Annotated in this window: 15 protein-coding genes, 3 pseudogenes and 1 riboswitch; of the genes and pseudogenes, 14 read left to right on the plus strand and 4 right to left on the minus strand. The window is 38.7% G+C overall.

The annotated features are described in order from the left end of the window. The first annotated feature begins 208 nt into the window (after positions 1-208). Complete coding sequence (ggt, locus tag ACYP5M_RS02170; RefSeq protein WP_459734584.1) at positions 209-2,284, plus strand: gamma-glutamyltransferase; 2,076 nt, start codon at positions 209-211, stop codon at positions 2,282-2,284. Positions 2,285-2,427: 143 nt separating this feature from the next. Here ggt and ACYP5M_RS02175 read toward each other — a convergent pair whose 3' ends face one another. Continuing rightward, on the minus strand, positions 2,428-3,612 hold the full coding sequence (locus ACYP5M_RS02175; protein ID WP_434169423.1) for an acyl-CoA dehydrogenase family protein: 1,185 nt from the start codon (positions 3,610-3,612) through the stop codon (positions 2,428-2,430). Positions 3,613-3,988: 376 nt separating this feature from the next. Here ACYP5M_RS02175 and ACYP5M_RS02180 point away from each other — a divergent pair, with 376 nt between their 5' ends. The 6 genes and pseudogenes from ACYP5M_RS02180 to ACYP5M_RS02205 all read left to right on the plus strand — a co-directional run bounded on the left by ACYP5M_RS02180 (position 3,989) and on the right by ACYP5M_RS02205 (position 8,132). Next, complete coding sequence (locus ACYP5M_RS02180) at positions 3,989-4,861, plus strand: transporter substrate-binding domain-containing protein (RefSeq protein ID WP_101221853.1); 873 nt, start codon at positions 3,989-3,991, stop codon at positions 4,859-4,861. Between the two features lie 186 nt (positions 4,862-5,047). Further along, positions 5,048-5,755, plus strand: coding sequence for an amino acid ABC transporter permease (locus ACYP5M_RS02185; protein WP_101221854.1), 708 nt, complete (start codon positions 5,048-5,050; stop codon positions 5,753-5,755). 12 nt (positions 5,756-5,767) lie between these two features. Then, entirely contained in the window at positions 5,768-6,481 is a 714-nt protein-coding gene (locus ACYP5M_RS02190) for an amino acid ABC transporter permease (RefSeq protein WP_241588817.1), read from the plus strand. 20 nt (positions 6,482-6,501) lie between these two features. Further along, complete coding sequence (locus tag ACYP5M_RS02195) at positions 6,502-7,257, plus strand: amino acid ABC transporter ATP-binding protein (RefSeq protein WP_101221855.1); 756 nt, start codon at positions 6,502-6,504, stop codon at positions 7,255-7,257. Positions 7,258-7,331: 74 nt separating this feature from the next. Next, positions 7,332-7,483: pseudogene (locus tag ACYP5M_RS02200) on the plus strand (IS1595 family transposase); the annotation flags it as partial. 121 nt (positions 7,484-7,604) lie between these two features. Next, positions 7,605-8,132: pseudogene (locus tag ACYP5M_RS02205) on the plus strand (SF0329 family protein). 238 nt (positions 8,133-8,370) lie between these two features. On the opposite strand, the gene ACYP5M_RS02210 reads toward ACYP5M_RS02205, so the two are convergent. Beyond that, the gene (locus tag ACYP5M_RS02210) at positions 8,371-9,273 is read right to left on the minus strand and encodes a LysR family transcriptional regulator (RefSeq protein WP_434169427.1); all 903 of its coding nucleotides are present in this window, start codon (positions 9,271-9,273) and stop codon (positions 8,371-8,373) included. 123 nt (positions 9,274-9,396) lie between these two features. On the opposite strand from ACYP5M_RS02210, the gene hutG reads away from it, so the two are divergent. From hutG to ACYP5M_RS02230, 4 genes are all read left to right on the plus strand, one after another. Then, entirely contained in the window at positions 9,397-10,353 is a 957-nt protein-coding gene (gene hutG / locus ACYP5M_RS02215) for a formimidoylglutamase (protein WP_101221857.1), read from the plus strand. Between the two features lie 283 nt (positions 10,354-10,636). Continuing rightward, a complete protein-coding gene (locus ACYP5M_RS02220) occupies positions 10,637-10,792 on the plus strand; it encodes a hypothetical protein (protein WP_153246094.1) in 156 nt (51 codons plus the stop codon). A gap of 60 nt (positions 10,793-10,852) precedes the next feature. Continuing rightward, positions 10,853-11,524 (plus strand): SOS response-associated peptidase, encoded by a 672-nt coding sequence (locus ACYP5M_RS02225; protein WP_459734585.1) that lies wholly within the window; start codon positions 10,853-10,855, stop codon positions 11,522-11,524. A gap of 278 nt (positions 11,525-11,802) precedes the next feature. Then, a riboswitch (SAM riboswitch) is annotated at positions 11,803-11,910 on the plus strand. 190 nt (positions 11,911-12,100) lie between these two features. Then, positions 12,101-13,408 carry a Na+/H+ antiporter NhaC family protein gene (locus ACYP5M_RS02230; protein WP_434169429.1) on the plus strand — a complete coding sequence of 436 codons (1,308 nt, stop codon included), beginning with the start codon at positions 12,101-12,103 and terminating at the stop codon, positions 13,406-13,408. A gap of 331 nt (positions 13,409-13,739) precedes the next feature. Here ACYP5M_RS02230 and ACYP5M_RS02235 read toward each other — a convergent pair whose 3' ends face one another. Next, entirely contained in the window at positions 13,740-14,285 is a 546-nt protein-coding gene (locus tag ACYP5M_RS02235; protein WP_459734586.1) for a chromate transporter, read from the minus strand. Positions 14,286-14,333: 48 nt separating this feature from the next. Then, positions 14,334-14,963: a chromate transporter gene (locus ACYP5M_RS02240; protein ID WP_459734587.1), complete on the minus strand. Its 630-nt coding sequence runs from the start codon at positions 14,961-14,963 to the stop codon at positions 14,334-14,336. Positions 14,964-15,207: 244 nt separating this feature from the next. On the opposite strand from ACYP5M_RS02240, the gene ACYP5M_RS02245 reads away from it, so the two are divergent. From ACYP5M_RS02245 to ACYP5M_RS02255, 3 genes and pseudogenes are all read left to right on the plus strand, one after another. After that, positions 15,208-16,086 carry a LysR family transcriptional regulator gene (locus ACYP5M_RS02245; RefSeq protein ID WP_452445395.1) on the plus strand — a complete coding sequence of 293 codons (879 nt, stop codon included), beginning with the start codon at positions 15,208-15,210 and terminating at the stop codon, positions 16,084-16,086. A 338-nt stretch (positions 16,087-16,424) separates the two neighbouring features. Then, positions 16,425-16,743 (plus strand): annotated as a pseudogene (locus ACYP5M_RS02250) (transposase); the annotation flags it as partial. A 300-nt stretch (positions 16,744-17,043) separates the two neighbouring features. Beyond that, positions 17,044-17,529, plus strand: coding sequence for a DUF2975 domain-containing protein (locus tag ACYP5M_RS02255; RefSeq protein WP_098372987.1), 486 nt, complete (start codon positions 17,044-17,046; stop codon positions 17,527-17,529). Positions 17,530-17,809 lie beyond the last annotated feature (280 nt).

Below are 17,809 nucleotides of genomic sequence, written 5' to 3' on the forward strand. Positions count from 1 at the left end.
ATCCTAAAAGTAAATGATAGAGCTGAACCATTCGGGGGGGTGATTTTTTGAAGTGAAACATCATTGAGAACACAACGCCCAATCGGAATGTGCAGACTGCTTTTCTATCGAGAACAACCAGCATATTCCTACTAGGTTCATCAGCTCGTATTTTCAGTTGCATTATGGTAAGACCCTAAATGGTTTTAATTTGAAAGGAGACTAATTCATGAAATTTTTAAAAAGTTTTATTTTAGTTACTTTCAGTTTCTTTTGCATGATCACACCAGCTTTTGCAAGTGTCCCTGGAGTGGATGCTTCAATGAAAAAAGGAGCAACAAAAGGAATCGTATCAGTTTCCCACCCTTTAGCGGCTGAAGCGGGCATAAAGATATTAAAACAAGGTGGAAATGCAGTCGATGCAGCAGCAGCCATTCAATTATCGTTAAATGTAGTTGAACCGATGATGTCTGGAATCGGCGGCGGTGGTTTTATCATGATTTATAATAAGAAAGAAAATAAAATTACGATGATCGATAGCCGCGAAATGGCACCGCAAAATGTTACGCCTGAACTATTTTTAGATGAAAAGGGAAAACCCGTACCTTTCAGTAAACGGCACACAAGCGGTAAAGCTGTTGGTGTTCCTGGAACCCTTAAGGGGATGGAAGCAGCCCTAGAAAAATACGGAACATTGAAATTATCACAAGTTATGGACCCGGCCATTAAACAAGCTGAAAAAGGCGTTAAGGTCAATTGGATAACAGCGCAATATATCGATGAAAATGTAAAAAAATTAGAAAATAACGAAGAAGCTGCAAAAGTATTTGTGCCTAACGGAAAGCCATTGGAAGAGGGAGACACCCTCGTTCAGCCTAATCTGGCAAAGACTCTTAAGTTAATAAAAAAACAAGGTTCAAATGTTTTTTATAAAGGTGAAATCGGGGAAGCCCTCACGAAAGAAGTTCAAAAACGTGAAGGGACGATGACAACTGAAGATTTGGAAAACTATGTGGTGAAAGAGAGGGAGCCAATTAAATCGGAATATAGGGGATTTGAAGTGGTCGGGGCGGCTTCGCCAAGTTCAGGCAGCTTGACTGTCCAACAGATTCTTGAGCTTATGGAAGGATACGATGTGCAAAAGATGGGGTCGAACTCTCCTGAGTATCTTCATCATCTAACCGAAGCCATGCATCTGGCTTTTGCCGATCGAGCTGCCTATATGGCAGATGAAGATTTTTATGATGTACCCACTAAAGGACTATTAGATGAAGAATATATAAAAGAAAGAAGAAAGCTCATCAATCCAAATAAATCAACAGCCGATGTCAAAGAAGGCGATCCATGGAAGTACGAAGGCCAAGAACCGGTTTCAATGGAGAAGGTAAAAGAAGAGAAAACACCGATCGGACAAACGACTCACTTTTCTGTAATGGATAAGTGGGGAAATATGGTTTCTTATACGACTACGATCGAGCAAGTATTCGGTTCAGGTATCATGGTACCTGATTATGGATTCATGCTTAATAATGAAATGACGGATTTTGATGCTACACCGGGTGGCGTTAACCAGGTGGAACCAGGAAAAAGACCAAGAAGCAGTATGTCACCGACCTTCATATTAAAAGATGGCAATCCTTTCATGGCCATTGGGTCACCAGGTGGAGCCACGATTATAGCATCGGTATCTGAAACGATCATGAATGTGATCGATCATCAAATGACAATTCAAGATGCGATACTTACGCCGCGTGTTTACTCTGCTGGCTATCCGACAGTTAGATGGGAACCGGGAATCGATCAAAATACTAGGTTAGAGTTAATGGCAAAAGGGCATGTTTATGAAGAAAAACCGCAGCATATCGGAAATGTGCAAGCTGTTATTTATGATTATGAAAGGGGAAGAATGTATGGGGGGGCCGACAATACAAGAGAAGGAACAGTTCTCGGTGTGGATGGGGTTTCCTATAAATCGAAACAGCCAAGAGAAATGAAAGAAGAAAAAAAGGGGCCGTTTACCTTAAAAGTGAATGGAGCCGTTTATCCTTACACAGCAAAACAAATGAAACTGATTGATGGAAAACCATATATCCAATCAGACAAATTGCTTCTAGGTTTGGGTGCAATTGAAACAGTGGATTTAGAAATATTTAAACCAGATAAAAAATCCTACTTACCGGTGCTAAAAGTCGTAAAATCATTAGGATATAAAGCAAAATGGAACGAAAAAGACAAAGTTGCACTATTGGAAAAAGATCCGGCGGATATTGAAGATTCAGACGATGATGGTAGTGTCACCAATTAATTTCTTTTCTTGAGGGAGCCAAGCCTGCTCAAGAATAAAATCGAATTCTGTATGACTCAAAAAATGGAAAACCCCTGGATTCTCTATGAAAAGAGAATTCAGGGGTTATTTATAGTTCATAGCGTTTCTTTTATCAAATCTGATCATTTCAAAAGTGGATGGCCGCTTAAATTGGATTTTGTCTGTTCAATTGCCAATTTTGCTAAATTCTTTATCGTTACATCGTCCATCGGAGGATTGTGTAAACCAGCTCTTACATCCCTATAGTGCCTTTGTAGAGGATTATTGCGTTGAAGGCTTTTTGCACCGACTATTCGCATGGCTTTATCGACAATTGTAATGGCTGCGTTTGTAACAATATGTTTTGCAGCCCCCAGCTCATTTGTGAAATGAATTCTTCGTGATTCATCATCATAAGCCTCGGCAACGCTATATAAGAAATGCCTGGCTTTCATTAATTCCAAATCAATTTCTCCTAACAGTTGTTGGACATTAGCCAGCTGGCTGATAGGTGCATTTATACTGTTTGGAGTATAGCTATTGGCAAAGTGTATGGCGTAATCCCTTGCAGCTTGCGCAATGCCAAGGTAACAGGCTGGAATATGAAGGATCCATGCATTGAATCTGTTTCCACTTGGCATTTCAGGTAACTCAACAAGTTTTGAATCATCCACTTCAACATCTTTAAGGACCAAATCATGACTTCCTGTCCCCCTCATTGAAATTACGTCCCATGTTTCATCTATGTAGAGCCCATCCAAATCTTTATGCAGGAGAAAAAATCCAACCTTTTGCCTTTCCTCGATCCATGCTGAAACTAGGAAATAAGTTAAAACAGGGGACATGGTTGTATAGGTTTTACGTCCGGAAATAACCCAATAATCTCCCTTTTTGACTGCCTTCGTTCCGGGGCGTCCCCCGCGAGTCGGACTGCCAGTTTGCGCTTCACTAACGGAACGGTTCACTAAAGCGCCATTTAGAACTTCCCCAGCAATAAAATCTAAGTTCGTTTTTGTCCAACTTTCCTGTTCAAAAAGATCTCCTATCACTCCAAGGTTCCAACCAATGGATAGCGCAGTCGCTGAATCAAAACTAGCCAATGTTTCTTGAAGGAGAATCATGTCATAAACTTTTAACCCTCCGCCACCATAGGATATGGGAAGAGTTGAACTTGTATATCCCATACGAATTAAATCTTGTATATGTTCTTTCGGAAAAAAGGCCAATTCATCAATTTGAGCAGAATTATTTTTGAATTTTGATTCTACTTCATATAATTTTTTCAGCCACGCTTTTTGACTCTCCGTCTTAATGAATAGGTTAATCACACGGTTCCCTCCTTCTATTACCTTCTGTTTTTATTTCAATTCCTATTAATCTTATTGGTTTAAATGATAATTAAGGTGTGTTTAGTTGTCAAGGAAATTAAGGGCTTGCAGATAAATGATGCCTCCGGAAAGACTCTTGTATTTTCATATAACTACAACTCTTTTAATAAAACAGGTGTGTGCAGTTGCTTGAAAATTTTAAATATACACATTGACTTTACAAAAGTATCCATCTATTATGTTTATAACCAAATAACTTACTTAACCTACCTAAATAGTTGGTATTGAGTGGTGAAGGTGATGTATGTATTTCCTTTGAATTTCAGGAAATACAAATGCAAGTAAAAAAACATCGTAAAACGAAAGGGGATTCACTATGAAAAATAAAAAATTTCGCCATGTTTTAACTATCGGTTTAGCGTTTGTAACCATATTAGCGGGGTGCGGATCAGGTACATCAACGAGTAATGAAGCCGATGCAAATTCAGGTAGCACTTCAGGTGTCCGAAAGGTAAAAGTAGCATATGACCAAGCGTCAAAACCTATGTCTTGGCTGGATGAGAAGGGAAATCCAACTGGATATGATGTGGAAGTTATGAAATTGGTTGATGAATTACTACCGGCATACGAATTCGAATATATTGGCACATCAAGCGATGACTTGTTAGTAGGCATTGAACAAGGTAAATATCAAGTGGGGGTTAAAAATGCTTTCTGGACAGAGGAAAGGACTGAGAAGTTCATCTTTCCTAAAGAATTCCTTGGATTAAGCAGTGCGGGCCTTGTTTTAAAGAAAGAAAATTCAAAGATCAAAAATCTCAAGGACTTTGCTTCAGAGGGCTTCTCCTTAGCACCAATCGCAGCAAATAACGCTCAATACACAATCGTTGATGAGTATAATCAGGCCAATCCGGACAATAAGGTGAAATTGAAAGCCGGAGATGCCTTCACTGTAGATGTAATTCAATGGGTAAATGAAGGCCGTGTCGACGGTGGAATAGCGATCGAGGGAGCTTTTAAGAAGCAAGTGGCCGACGATGGCCCCTATCATAATTTAGTGGATGATCTAGTTTACAATGAATTTGCAGTCATTAAAACCTGGCCATTATTCAACAAAAAAGAACAAAAATTCGCAGATGCTTATGATGAAGCGATTAAAAAAATTAAAGACGAAAAGAAGACGAATGAGTTAAGCGAAAAGTTTTATGGCCGGGATTTATTCGAAGTTTTGGGAACTGTAGAGAGATAACGAAGTCCTTAGCAAAACAAGAATTAAAATGTCAATCAATAGGCTATGACTTGTCATTTTCTTAATATGGGTTTTCTTGGATAACTCTGGTATTTTAAGAGATGGCAAGTTTCTAGGTACTGGCCTTCAATAGAATGATTGGATTTGAAAATTCGAATCTTCAATGAAAGCAGATGGAGGTGAAACATGGAAAAATACTTTGATTTAGCTTACATAGTAGAGTCGGTACCAATGTTAGTTCCCTTTCTAAAAGTAACATTAATCGTTACGGGTCTATCGGTCTTGTTCGGGACAATCATAGGTTTCATCTTAGCAGTCATGAAACTTGGAAATAGTAAAATCGCCAGGAAAATTGCCTATGGATATACAACGGTATTGAGATGTACGCCCTCTATAGTTCTGCTTTTTTTGACTTATTATGGTATACCTGCAATTGCAGGGAAATTTGGCATAAATCTTAATGATATTGATAAAGCAGTATTTGTAGTCATAACCTTTTCGCTTCAATTTGCGGCTGCGATGTCAGAAGTGATCAGAACATCGCTTGAATCTATTGATAGAGGGCAATTTGAAGCGGCAGTAAGCGTTGGATTAAGCAATACGCAAGCTTACCGGAGAATTATTTTACCCCAGGCTTTCGTAGTCGCCTTACCAAACTTCGGTAACAGCTTACTTGAATTAATGAAAGAAGGGTCTTTAGCATATACAATCGGCTTGATAGATATCATGGGGAAGGCAGAGCTTATAATCGCCGGGAACTATAACACACATGCATTAGAAATTTATCTTGCATTGGCGGTTATTTACTGGACATTGTCGATTGCCATTGAACAACTGTTCTTAAGATTGGAAAAGGCATTCAGTAAAGGAAAACAAGTGATAACAACTGCATAGAGGGGTGACAGAATGTCAGAAGGTCTGGATTATAGGTTTTTAGTGGAAACCTTTTTTGTAGCGTTATCGGGGGTGCCGACCGCATTATTCATTACAATTGTTGCTTTGATTATTGCCTTGCCATTAGGGTTTTTACTTGCTTTATCAAGAATTAATCAAATCCCGGTATTGAATCGCTTAGCACAGATATACGTTTCATTTGTCAGAGGAACGCCCGTCATTATCCAAATTTTCATTATATATAGCAGTGTGCCATTAATGCTGACTTCTATATTTGAAAAGTATGCTGTCGAAATGAATGTATACGATGTAAATCCGATATGGTACGCATTCATTGTTTTCTCGTTGAATACGACAGCTATTCTCACAGAGGTGTTTCGTTCGGCAATTAGCACAGTGAGCAAGGGGCAACTTGAAGCTTCGTATGCTGTCGGATTAACAACTGTGCAAGCATTTAGAAGAATTATCATTCCACAGACATTGGTAGTGGCATTACCGAATATATGTACAGCGACAGTCAATCTGATTAAAGCGACATCATTAGGTTATGCTTTGTCATTGCAGGAAATCACTTTAAAAGCCAAGGTAGCTGCCAATGTTGGCTACAATTATGTTGAAGCATATATTGATATCTTTCTTGTTTACCTAATTTTATGTAGTTTGGTGGAATACTTGTTTAAAAGGTATGAAAAACGAGTAAGCAGGTTTAAAGCCGTGAGTATCTGAAATGAGGAGGTGTGGCCTAAATGCTAGAGATTAAAAATATTCATAAATCATTCGGTGAGAATGAGATTTTAAAAGGTGTGGATTTAAATATAGACAAGGGGGATGTGGTGGTAATTCTGGGTCCAAGTGGTTCAGGTAAGACAACTTTACTCCGCTGCATTAACTTTCTTGAAAAAGCAGATCAAGGACATGCCGTTTTTGGTGATATTGATGTAAGTCTTAAAACGGCATCTAAAAAAGTGATTCATGGAATAAGGCAGAAGATAGCCTTTGTTTTTCAAAATTATAATCTTTTCACTAATAAAACGGCATTGGAAAATGTGACGGAAGGACTGGTTATTGGAAGGAAGATTGCGAAAGCAGAAGCATATGAGATTGGTAAAAAAGCATTGGATAAAGTAGGCTTGTCGGAAAAATATGGTGCTTACCCTAGTGAACTCTCAGGCGGGCAGCAGCAAAGGGTGGGCATTGCGAGAGCGGTTGCTTTAAACCCTGACATAATTTTATTTGACGAACCAACTTCGGCATTGGACCCGGAATTGGTCGGTGAAGTACTGACGGTGATGAAGCAAATTGCCAAAGAAGGAACTACGATGTTAGTTGTCACGCATGAAATGTCTTTTGCAAAGGATGTTGCAAACAGAGTGATTTTTATGGATGCAGGTGTCATAGTGGAAGAGGGATCGCCTAAAGAAATTTTTGTGAATCCAAAAGAAGAAAGAACGAAGAGGTTCTTAAAACGAGTCTTGCCGGAGGATTATATTTTTTATATTTAGGTTATGGTCACTTTCTCTTTTGATATGTGATTGAAACAAACGAATGAAAATAACGTTTGTTAGAGGGATTCAGACTGACGTTAAGTGAATTGATAGTAAAAATTCAAAAATTGAATTAAGCAAAAATACATCGGTTGAAAGAATTCTTTATCCATTTACTTGCATCACATTTTCTGCAAGTGAACAAGCATTTCAAGAAGTGACCGAACGCAAAAATAAAGATGGCTAAACTTGTGTAGATTTTGACTCTTTATACATATACCTCTACAGCTCATTAACAAGCAGAATAGAATAAGGAAAGAAATATACTTTTGTGGAAATTGAAAACTGTAAAGGAGAATAAAAACTTGCGTAATCAACAATGGAGTAAAGTAAAGAAAAAGATAGAGAGTTTTATCTGTGACTCTCTAAAAAATAGAGTTCAGTTTACTGTTACGAATTATCGAAAGGCTCACGACCGATTAGGACGAGCTTTTATTACTGTTGATAAAAAGGAAATCCTAAATATGTGTACGATAACATCTGATAGAGAAATGTTAGAAAAGAAAATGAAATAAGAAATGCCAAAAGTATTGAATACGATGTCTATAATGGAAATCAGAACTATGAGATAGGGATACAAGCACATGAAATGATTAAAGCAGAGGGGATTTTTGCACAGTATGACTTTTTAATGCGGTGGAAGAATATTTTAATTTACCAATAGAAATTTCCTTAAAATCAGATGATATGATTATAAAGATTTTTTCTGAGATAGATAGAAGAGTTGGGATGCGTACGTTACAGGGTCTTAAAAAATCTATCTAAATGAAAAGGAAATTATCCAGTATTTTTATAACTTGCGATGTGAAGCAGAGGGAATAAGAACTTCCTAAAAAGCGCTATAATGAATTTTTATTGAACAAGTATTTTACTTGGCGTGGAAGTGTCAGCTTTAGGACGTTATTAATTAGTGAGGAAAAACAATATGGATGGATAATGAAAACACATGAACCTCCTGCAAATATGAGCGGGAAACCTAGCTCATTGGCAGGAAGTCTAAAGTGTTTTCTTTATATAAAGTGAATCACAATGAGCCAGGGTGTCTTTTCCATTAAATTAGAGAATCAGCATTTAGGCATCGTTCCTAACATCCCACTTAAAAAAGCTATGTATTTCCTCTACTAACTTACATACTGCAGGAGACAGATATCGATCTTTCAAATAGGCCAGGTAAACAGTCCTTTCCAAAAAATTCGAATCAATCGCACGAATTGCAGTATTGGGGGATACAGCGGATTTTATATAGCTTTCCGGTAAAATTGTAACCCCAAGCCCTTCTTCCACCAAACTGCAAGCCGTTTCAAGCCTTTCTATTTCGTATAGGATATTTGGAATTGCATTTTCACCCTTAAATGCTCTTAAGATATCATCTCTTGTTTGAAATCCAGTTGTACTGATGATCAATTCTTTCTTTGCAATGTCTTGGAAAGTGATGGACTCTTTTTCATTTAACTCGTCATCTTTATGGATCAAAAGCATGAATTTTTCATTATAAAGGGGAGTGGACAGAATTTCATCGTTATTGATGGGCTGGTTCGTGATGGTGAAATGAACATTATACCGATTTAACGAATCGAAAACTTTCTCTTCCCCTAATATTTCCCTTACTATTATATGAATATTAGGATAATTGATTTTAAAATTCCTGATTATCCTCGGAAACCAAAATTTGAATGATTCTATGGAACCTATAGATACTGTTCCGCTTCCAACATCCTTCATTTCCTTAAGCTCCACTTGCATATTATCGAATCTTCTTAACAGGTCAACAGATCTCGTATAAAAAAGACCCCCTGCTTCCGTAAGCTCAAGACCCCTTGTATTACGTTCCAAAAGCTGTAAACTAACTTCATTTTCTAATTTCATTATGGCATTACTTAGGGAAGGTTGTGATATATGCAGCATTTTTGCCGCTTTTGAGAAATTCTTTTCCTGGACGGTGGTAGTGAAATACCGAAGTTGACGAAGATCCATTTATGCTCCTTTCTATAGCTTTAAACTATAGATATATTGAATTTTTGTATTGGTAATTATATATTATCTCATCTATAATTTTTAAAAAAGATATTTCGGAATTTTTTAAATAAAGGAGAAATTATGTATACTAATCCGACTTCAAAATATTGGAATGGAAGAATTGATTCCCAATCTGACATGGACAGCTTCAGATACCACCAAAGAGTACGGTTGGCTCCGATATCGGAATTAGCCATCTCTTCCAATGCATCAAAGACCTTTGGGTTGATTGGCTTCAAATGTGATGAAGGCGTCAGAAGGAATAAAGGCAGGATTGGTGCTGCAGAGGGTCCTGATCATATTAGGCAATACTTGGCGAAATTACCCTGTCATTTACCGTCCCAAACCGAGCTGGTGGATGCTGGCGATGTAATATGTGAAAGTACGGAAATGGAGGCCGCCCAATTCGAACTGGGATCGGCTGTTGACCGGATATTGGAGACTAAAGCGATTCCTATCATACTTGGGGGAGGGCACGAAACCCTGTATGGCCATTATCTTGGGATTAGGAAATCCATTGGACCAAAAGCTAGATTGGGGATCATTAATATTGACGCGCACTTTGATATGAGGCCCTATGAAAAAGAAAGTTCATCAGGAACGATGTTTAAGCAGATTTTGGACGAAGACCAAAGTTGTGGATATTTATGTGTCGGAATTCAAAAGCAGGGGAATACAAAGGCACTTTTTGAAACCGCTGAGAGGAGTAAGGTAGACTACATATTGGAAGAAGATTTGTCATTGAACGAAATGGATGAAACAAAGCGGCGGATAAATGAATTCGTTAATAAAAATGACTACATTATGCTTACTTTATGTACGGACGTCATTGATTCAGCATACGCACCTGGGGTGAGTGCTCCATCGCCGTTTGGACTGAATCCGAAATTGGTACGTGCGATTATTAGGCATATCGTATCGAATGAAAAAATCCTCTCCTTTGACATTTCGGAAGTGAATCCTTCGTTGGACGAAAATAATAAAACCGTAACATTGGCAGCACATTTAATAAATGAAGTTTTGCTGCATTTTAAATAATGAATGGATATGGAAGAGGGGCAATTCCAATTTGGTCCTTCCAGCTTTCCTCAATGTTATCTCCATGCTCAATTATAAGTATTGAAACTAAGTCCTTTGGCACCACCCAGGCTGTCCGTGAATCATTCATGGACAGTCTTTTTTACGCCTCCTTTACACGCGTTAATGGTCGGGGCCATTGCTTGACTCCCCGTTATAGGATTAACCATGGCTCTACCAAAGTTCACTACTGATACTTGTGGGTTTTTGGTTTATAATAACAACCATCTAGGGGGGATTTTTTATGAATGAATATAAAGTGACGGTCAGGAATGGCAGTACCTTGATCTTGTCGGAAATCATTAAAGCTGAAGATGAAAGAGAAGTCCTTGGAACTCTTTTGATTTCCAGCGAATTATTTAATCAACCATTTACCGACATCAGGATTTTAGAACGCTGATTTGTGCCTGTCCGTTCGATTTGTTACACTGTAATAAATTCTAATACGGTAGGCGATAGTATGTGTGGACGTTTTACCCTTTTCACTGACATTGAAGAAATAAAAGATCGGTTTGATATTCAAGGATCGTTTGATGGGGAATACCAATTCAGCTACAATATTGCTCCCTCCCAATCCGTTCTCTCCGTCATTAATGACGGGGCAAGGAATCGACTTGGATATCTTCGGTGGGGACTCATTCCTTTCTGGGCAAAAGACGAAAAAGTGGGCTACAAAATGATCAATGCCAGAGCGGAAACCATTACTGAGAAAGCAAGCTTCAGGAATGCGTATAAGAAGAAGAGATGCTTGATAATCGCTGACTCTTTTTATGAATGGAAGAAGACACCGGAAAGAAAAATACCGATGCGAATAAAACTGAAGAATCATGCTCCATTTGGAATGGCGGGTATCTGGGAATCCTGGAAAACTCCTGAAGGCATCAGCGTCTATTCATGCTCCGTTATAACAACCGTTCCTAATGAGCTAATGACCAGCATTCATGATCGTATGCCTGTCATCCTTAAACCAGAAGATGAAAAAGAATGGTTGAGTCCAACAAATAATGATCCTGCATATCTGCAGCAGTATTTAAAGTCATTCGATTCGGAACAGATGGAAGCCTTTGAGGTATCGACTGATGTGAATTCGACCAAAAATAATTCATCTAACCTAATACAACAAATTTGCTGAGAGGTCATAAGACCTCTTTTTTATATGAATTCCATCCTGATAAATGAAAAAAACTGATTAACCGCACATGTCAAGATTTCTTTATAAATAGTAAGGAGTGCATGTAAAATACTTTAAAATTAACCCTTGCGAAAATAGACAAAATGCTGTACTGTTATATTTGCTTTTCAAAACGACTTTCGATGTCACTTTCACAAACTCAGATGGTTTCAGCAAGTTTCCAGTGTGGTACTTTTCTGGAAGGCATCGTAATATTTGATAAATTATATAATGTAATCTTCTTATCAAGAGAGACGGAGGGACTGGCCCGAAGATGTCTCGGCAGCGGACTTAAATGGAGTGCTGTGCCAAATCCAGCAGGCTGATTTTTGCCTGAAAGATAAGGAGGGTGTTTTTTATAAATTAAAAGACCTCTTCTTGTTGTTAAATAGAAGGGGTCTTCTTTATGCCGGTTTTTTTGCTATATCTCCAAGACTAGATAATCAGGTAGGTTCAAATTGGAGTTATTTGCGAAAGCTGTTAATAGAATAAGAGCTGTGACACATGTCACGGGAAAAATAAAAAGAGGTGTACATCATGAGTGCAAACAATAAAGGGAATCCATGGGCATTGATCCCATTTGTCGTATTTTTAATTTTATTTATAGGGTCCGGAATCATCACTAAAGATTTTTATTCATTTCCGGTGATTGTTGCAATTTCAATTGCTTCGGCAGCTGCATTGGCAATGAATCGGAAAGAGACATTCAATCATAAGGTTGATATCTTCTGTAAAGGTGCCGGGGACGCCAATATTATGTTAATGGTTATCATTTTCCTTTTAGCTGGTGCTTTTGCCGAAGTTGCCAATGGCATGGGAGCAGTTGAATCGACAGTGAATCTTGCCTTAGCTGTTTTTCCGCAAAATCTATTAATGGTAGGGATATTCATTATTGCTTGTTTTATTTCTTTATCCATGGGGACAAGCATGGGAACGATTGTTGCATTGGCACCTATCGGGGTCGGGATTAGTGAGCAAACAGATATTTCGCTTGCCCTATCAATGGCGGCCGTTATTGGTGGTGCGATGTTTGGGGATAACCTTTCCTTCATTTCAGATACGACAATCGCTGCAGTTCGAACTCAGGGAACGAAAATGAAGGATAAGTTTAAAGTGAATTTTTTCATCGTTTTACCTGCGGCCATCATCACATGTGCAATCCTTGGAATTTTAACAATGGGTGAACAAGCTGACATCTCCCAACATTCTTATAATTGGGTGAAGATTCTTCCATATCTTTGCGTATTGATCACTGCATTGGCAGGAGTCAATGTGTTCCTGGTCCTTTCCATCGGAATCGTATTTGCCGGAATTATCGGCTTGGCTGATGGAAGTTATAAACCGTTGGGTGTCATTCAAAAAGTTGGAGAAGGAATGGCGGGAATGTATGAAATCTCCTTCCTTGCCATTTTAATTGCAGGTATGGTAGCTGTTATCAAACATAATGGTGGCATCGATTATCTACTCCACCTAGTGACCCGAAATAGCAAATCAAAAAAAGGGGCGGAATTCAGCATTGCAGGGCTTGTTGGTTTGACAAACCTTTCAACGGCAAATAACACGATTTCGATTATCATTGCCGGGCCACTTGCCAAAAATATCGCTGAAAAGTATGGGATTGATCCGCGTAAATCAGCGAGCTTGCTTGACATATTTGCATGTTGTATCCAAGGGTTGATACCATATGGAGCACAACTGCTTGTTGCAGCAGGGGTAGCAAAGATTTCTCCGATAAGCATCTTGCAGTATTCATATTACCCAATACTAATTGGATTTTGTGGCGTCCTTGCCATCTTGATTGGTTTTCCACGGTTTCAGCCGGGAAATGATGGATCGAAGAACTAAAAGTTAAAACAAAGTTGATTGGAGCGGGTGTGCGAGACTCCTGCGGGAAAAGCGAGTCCAGGGGAGACCCCGCAGGCGCAAAGGCTCCCGGACCGCCCGCGGAAAGCGAGTGCCTGGAGGGGAAATCAACGTTCAAATTGTACAAACCCCTAAAATTTCATCGAGTTAGTCTACAGTCTGAACACCCTGAATCATTGGATACAGGGTGTTTTTTGTATGGTAAATACATAAACATAATCAAGTTTTCTCCCATTCATATAGTATCAATCATTCTTCAATTTTTCTGCTTAATTCCGGTCCAAATTAATGATGGTTGTGTGTGCGACACCTGTCATGAATAGAGGACAACACCAACTAAACCGGAAAGGATAATTACATAGGCTGGGTGCCAGCGTAATTTCATTAGGGCAAATAACGATAATCCAAAAACGATTAATAAGCTTATCGCATGCCAAGAAAAGTTCAGCGCTATCATATTATTGGAAAGTGCAAAGCTGATTGCTGCAAAGAGGATTAAACTAGTGACAATGGGTCTTAGTCCATAGAACATGGATTGAATAACTGGGTAATGATTCAATTTGCTGAAGAAGGTGGCTATAACGGTTACGAATATAATAGCAGGAAGTAAGATTCCGAAAGCAGATGAAATGGCCCCTGCAAATCCAGCAGTAGAATAGCCAACAAGAATGGCACTATTGGCAGTGACAGGTCCTGGGGACATACCGGAAATCGCGATGATATCAGCAAATTGCTGCGTCGTCATCCATCCATGCTGTGAGACTTCCGATTCTATTACGGGAATCATGGCGTATCCGCCTCCAAACGATACAAAGCCGATAATAAAGAAGGTGCTAAACAACTCCCACAATTCCATCATTCCATCACACACTTTCTTGAAAATTAGTTAGTCCCTTTTTTGATATACCTATATGCCAGCACCCATGAAAGGTTCGAAATCATTTTCTTCATTTCCTATATCTTTTCTGTCCAACTTGACATCGTAACCTAATTTTCTCTTAATGGAGATGGTCACAATACCAGCAAAAGCTCCTGCTAATATAACCATCACAGGGTGAAGAAAGAAAAGGACTGGAATTCCTACTATTAAAATGCAGAAAGTTGTTTTGTCTACAACAGCCGTTTTTCCTATCTTGATAGCCGCATAGGCGATGATGGCTACTATGGAAGCTCTGATCGATATGAATGCGGATTCTACCTTCGGATTATCCTGAATGAAAAAATACAAAATGCCGAGGAGCAGAACAATTAAAAAGGTAGGTAATGAAACACCGATCATGGCAGCCATTGCCCCCTTCATTCCGGCAATCCGATGGCCGATAAAGGTGGCGGAGTTAATGGCGACAGCTCCCGGTACGGACTGAGATAAAGCAAAAACATCCGTAACTTCTTCGCTTTTCATCCATTTTCTCTTTTCGACCACTTCCTTTTCTATTAAAGGGATCATCGCAAACCCGCCTCCGAATGTGACAGGTGCTATTTTAAAAAAGGTCCAAAATAATTGGAAAAGAGTTTTCCATTGTCCTTTCATTGACATCAGTCACTTCCTTTGAATGCATTGTTAAATCTTATTATTAACATATCAAAGAAAAAGGGATGGGTAAATTGCAACAAAATCATCGGGTATAACAAAACGTTATACCCAGAAGATTTATCCGTTTTATGAAGAATGCCGCCAATAATTGAATAGCCTCAGAATGTATCACACTATTTTCATTTCACCATTTACCTAATGATGCTATCATTTTAATAAACTATCAAAAAACATGGAGGTTGTTTTCATGAAATTGGAAAATCTGAAAATGTTTTGTTTAGTGGTGGATGAAGGAAGTTTAAGCCAGGCGGCGAGGTTAAGTTTCCTATCTCAGCCCGCTGTAACACGGCAGATCCATCAACTGGAAAATTATTATAACACTTTGTTATTCGACCGTGAGGAAGGAAGGCTGAGAGTTACAGAAGCAGGAAAGCTGTTATACCCTTTTGCAAAAGCCATAGTAAATGACTTCAACCATTCAAAAGAAGTGATTCAGCAATCGACGGGGAAGTACAATGCAAATCTAATAGTTGGGGCTTCCTTGACTATCGGCGAGTATTTGTTGCCGAGCTTGCTTGGGAGATTTAAAAAACAGCAGCCAGAAATAAAAGTGACATTGACGATAAAAAATACCCCCCGGGTTCTGGAGGATCTTTCAAACGATGTCATTGATTTGGCCTTGGTGGAAGGACTTGTGGAAAACACCGATTTTATTGTAGACAAGTTCGCCGAAGACGAATTGATATTGGTATGTCCATCCGACCACCCATGGAAAGACAGAAAAGAAATTCAGCTAGAGGAATTGGGAAATGAAAGGATGATTTGGCGTGAATCCATTTCCGGAACACGGCTTATCGTAGAAAACATGCTAAGGGAGCATGGGGTTTTAGAAAAAATAGAAAGCTACATGGAGATTGGCAGTACACAAGCGATAAAAAGTGCGGTTGAAGCAGGACTTGGAATCAGCATTTTGCCAAGGTTGACAGTGGCCAGGGAATTGGAGCAAGGCTTTTTGCGGGAAGTGGATATTTCCAGAATAGATATGGCAAGAAATTTATGGCTAGTCAGGAAAAACAAGCGATTCAACAAAATAGGGGTGTCTAAATTTGTTGATTTTCTTCGATAAGGAATGAAAAGCTACCTTCGTTTACCATTACAATTTGGCAGCGTTTTCAGATTTGTGGGAAACGGTGTGGCCCCGGACACCCTGCCTTGCAAAAGTCATAGCAAATTGAATATACGGCATTGCGTATTCATTAAAGCTCTTCCCTATCGGGAGGGGCATTTTGTATTTGGTTCTTCAGCCTTCGGTTAGACAAACAAAGGGATTGTTATTTTTATATAGGCCATGTTAAATAAGTAAAGAAGCTCGCTGAAGCATTAACTGAAAGCGGTAAACAGGAACTTGTATATTTCTTGCAGTCTCGAACGAAACCGATGTCGGCTCCTATTCGTGCAATTGATGAAATCCAGGAACAAAAGCATAAAGCTGGTCTTGTCTGCCCACATTGCGACAGCCATTTTGTTGTGCGATTTGGTAAATTCGTTATCAAAACACGTGCTGGACAGGTGAAACAGCAGCGTTACCGCTGTAAAGCCTGCCATCAAACCTTTAACGACCTCACAAACACGCAATCTTCAACGCACCAGAAGACCTCATCTTTGGGTTCGGTTCATCGAATGAATGATGGAGGGCTATTCGTTGAGAAAATGTGCCGAGCAATTGGGTAATGAGGTGACGCATGTAACCTTGTTTTTCTGGCGGCATAAAATTCTTTCGTCATCGAATAAGAAAAATATGTTGGTCAAATCGTGCCCATTTACTGTGACCGACACGAATACCAAACTTCGGCTCTCTGCTTATTCTTGTTAAGCTAACGGGCAGTTTTGTTGAACAAGTTGTAAATTTAACATTTTATAGTAAGAGCATTTCTTTGTAACGAGAAGTGCCTTTTATTTTTGTCAAAATTAAAAGGATATTTAAATAACAATAATAATATAAATGAAAACAATATAAATTTACTGTAATACGATAAATAATATGCTAAAATCATGTTGTCATTAAATAAGTGAGGTGTTTTAAATGAATGTTAAACGAGGTTCAACCACTTTCTTAAAGGTAATTATTTTTCTGGCTGGAATTGCAGTGCTTGCTTTGTGTATCTGGTTGCCTGAGATAGCCGTTAGGGATGCAAGGGTACATCCAGATACGGCTTACTTCCTAATCCCCTTTTTAGTATGTGCATACGGATTCTGTATTGCGTTTTCTGTTGCGTTGTATCAAGCATATAAACTATTAACCTACATCGAAAAGAACAATGCTTTCTCTGAATTATCCCTTAAATCTTTGAAGATTATAAAGAAATGTGCTTTTACAGTCATTTTCCTCATTTTGTTAGGAATAGTAAGCTTAAGGGTGCTTGCTAAAGTTACAGGTAGTGATGATGCAGCGGGTCCTACATCATTATGTCTAATGGGTATTTTAGCAACAAGTATCATCGCAGCCATTGTGGACGCCCTTCAAAAGCCATTAAAAAATGCCCCAGATATAAAGTCAAAAAATGAATGATTAACGGATATGTAAGACTTTTGATTGTCAGCCAGGTGATTTTTGGAGTACAAAAGCGACGAAGATACTCAATAAAAACAGACACAACTAATTTATTTAACTACGGGGACGATAGCTCAATGAACCGCCTTTTCACCAAGGCGGTTTTTTTATGGTCAAATATCAACATTAGAATTTAACGTAGCCTTTATATAAATAAAATTGAAGTTACCATTAGAAATAGGAAATATACTTAAAGCCAAATTAATTATAAAATAAATTCATATTATCCTAAAATTTC

The sequence above is a fragment of the Peribacillus sp. N1 genome (genome assembly GCF_054600815.1).

Excerpts from the sequence above, each read along its gene's own strand:
- ACYP5M_RS02225 (WP_459734585.1), top strand. The coding sequence starts at position 10,853 with ATGTGTGGACGTTTTACCCTTTTCACTGACATTGAAGAAATAAAAGAT.
- hutG (WP_101221857.1), top strand. The coding sequence starts at position 9,397 with ATGTATACTAATCCGACTTCAAAATATTGGAATGGAAGAATTGATTCC.
- ACYP5M_RS02210 (WP_434169427.1), bottom strand. The coding sequence starts at position 9,273 with ATGGATCTTCGTCAACTTCGGTATTTCACTACCACCGTCCAGGAAAAG.
- ACYP5M_RS02230 (WP_434169429.1), top strand. The coding sequence starts at position 12,101 with ATGAGTGCAAACAATAAAGGGAATCCATGGGCATTGATCCCATTTGTC.
- ggt (WP_459734584.1), top strand. The coding sequence starts at position 209 with ATGAAATTTTTAAAAAGTTTTATTTTAGTTACTTTCAGTTTCTTTTGC.
- ACYP5M_RS02255 (WP_098372987.1), top strand. The coding sequence starts at position 17,044 with ATGAATGTTAAACGAGGTTCAACCACTTTCTTAAAGGTAATTATTTTT.
- ACYP5M_RS02235 (WP_459734586.1), bottom strand. The coding sequence starts at position 14,285 with ATGATGGAATTGTGGGAGTTGTTTAGCACCTTCTTTATTATCGGCTTT.
- ACYP5M_RS02190 (WP_241588817.1), top strand. The coding sequence starts at position 5,768 with ATGTCAGAAGGTCTGGATTATAGGTTTTTAGTGGAAACCTTTTTTGTA.
- ACYP5M_RS02195 (WP_101221855.1), top strand. The coding sequence starts at position 6,502 with ATGCTAGAGATTAAAAATATTCATAAATCATTCGGTGAGAATGAGATT.
- ACYP5M_RS02245 (WP_452445395.1), top strand. The coding sequence starts at position 15,208 with ATGAAATTGGAAAATCTGAAAATGTTTTGTTTAGTGGTGGATGAAGGA.
- ACYP5M_RS02180 (WP_101221853.1), top strand. The coding sequence starts at position 3,989 with ATGAAAAATAAAAAATTTCGCCATGTTTTAACTATCGGTTTAGCGTTT.
- ACYP5M_RS02240 (WP_459734587.1), bottom strand. The coding sequence starts at position 14,963 with ATGTCAATGAAAGGACAATGGAAAACTCTTTTCCAATTATTTTGGACC.
- ACYP5M_RS02185 (WP_101221854.1), top strand. The coding sequence starts at position 5,048 with ATGGAAAAATACTTTGATTTAGCTTACATAGTAGAGTCGGTACCAATG.
- ACYP5M_RS02220 (WP_153246094.1), top strand. The coding sequence starts at position 10,637 with ATGAATGAATATAAAGTGACGGTCAGGAATGGCAGTACCTTGATCTTG.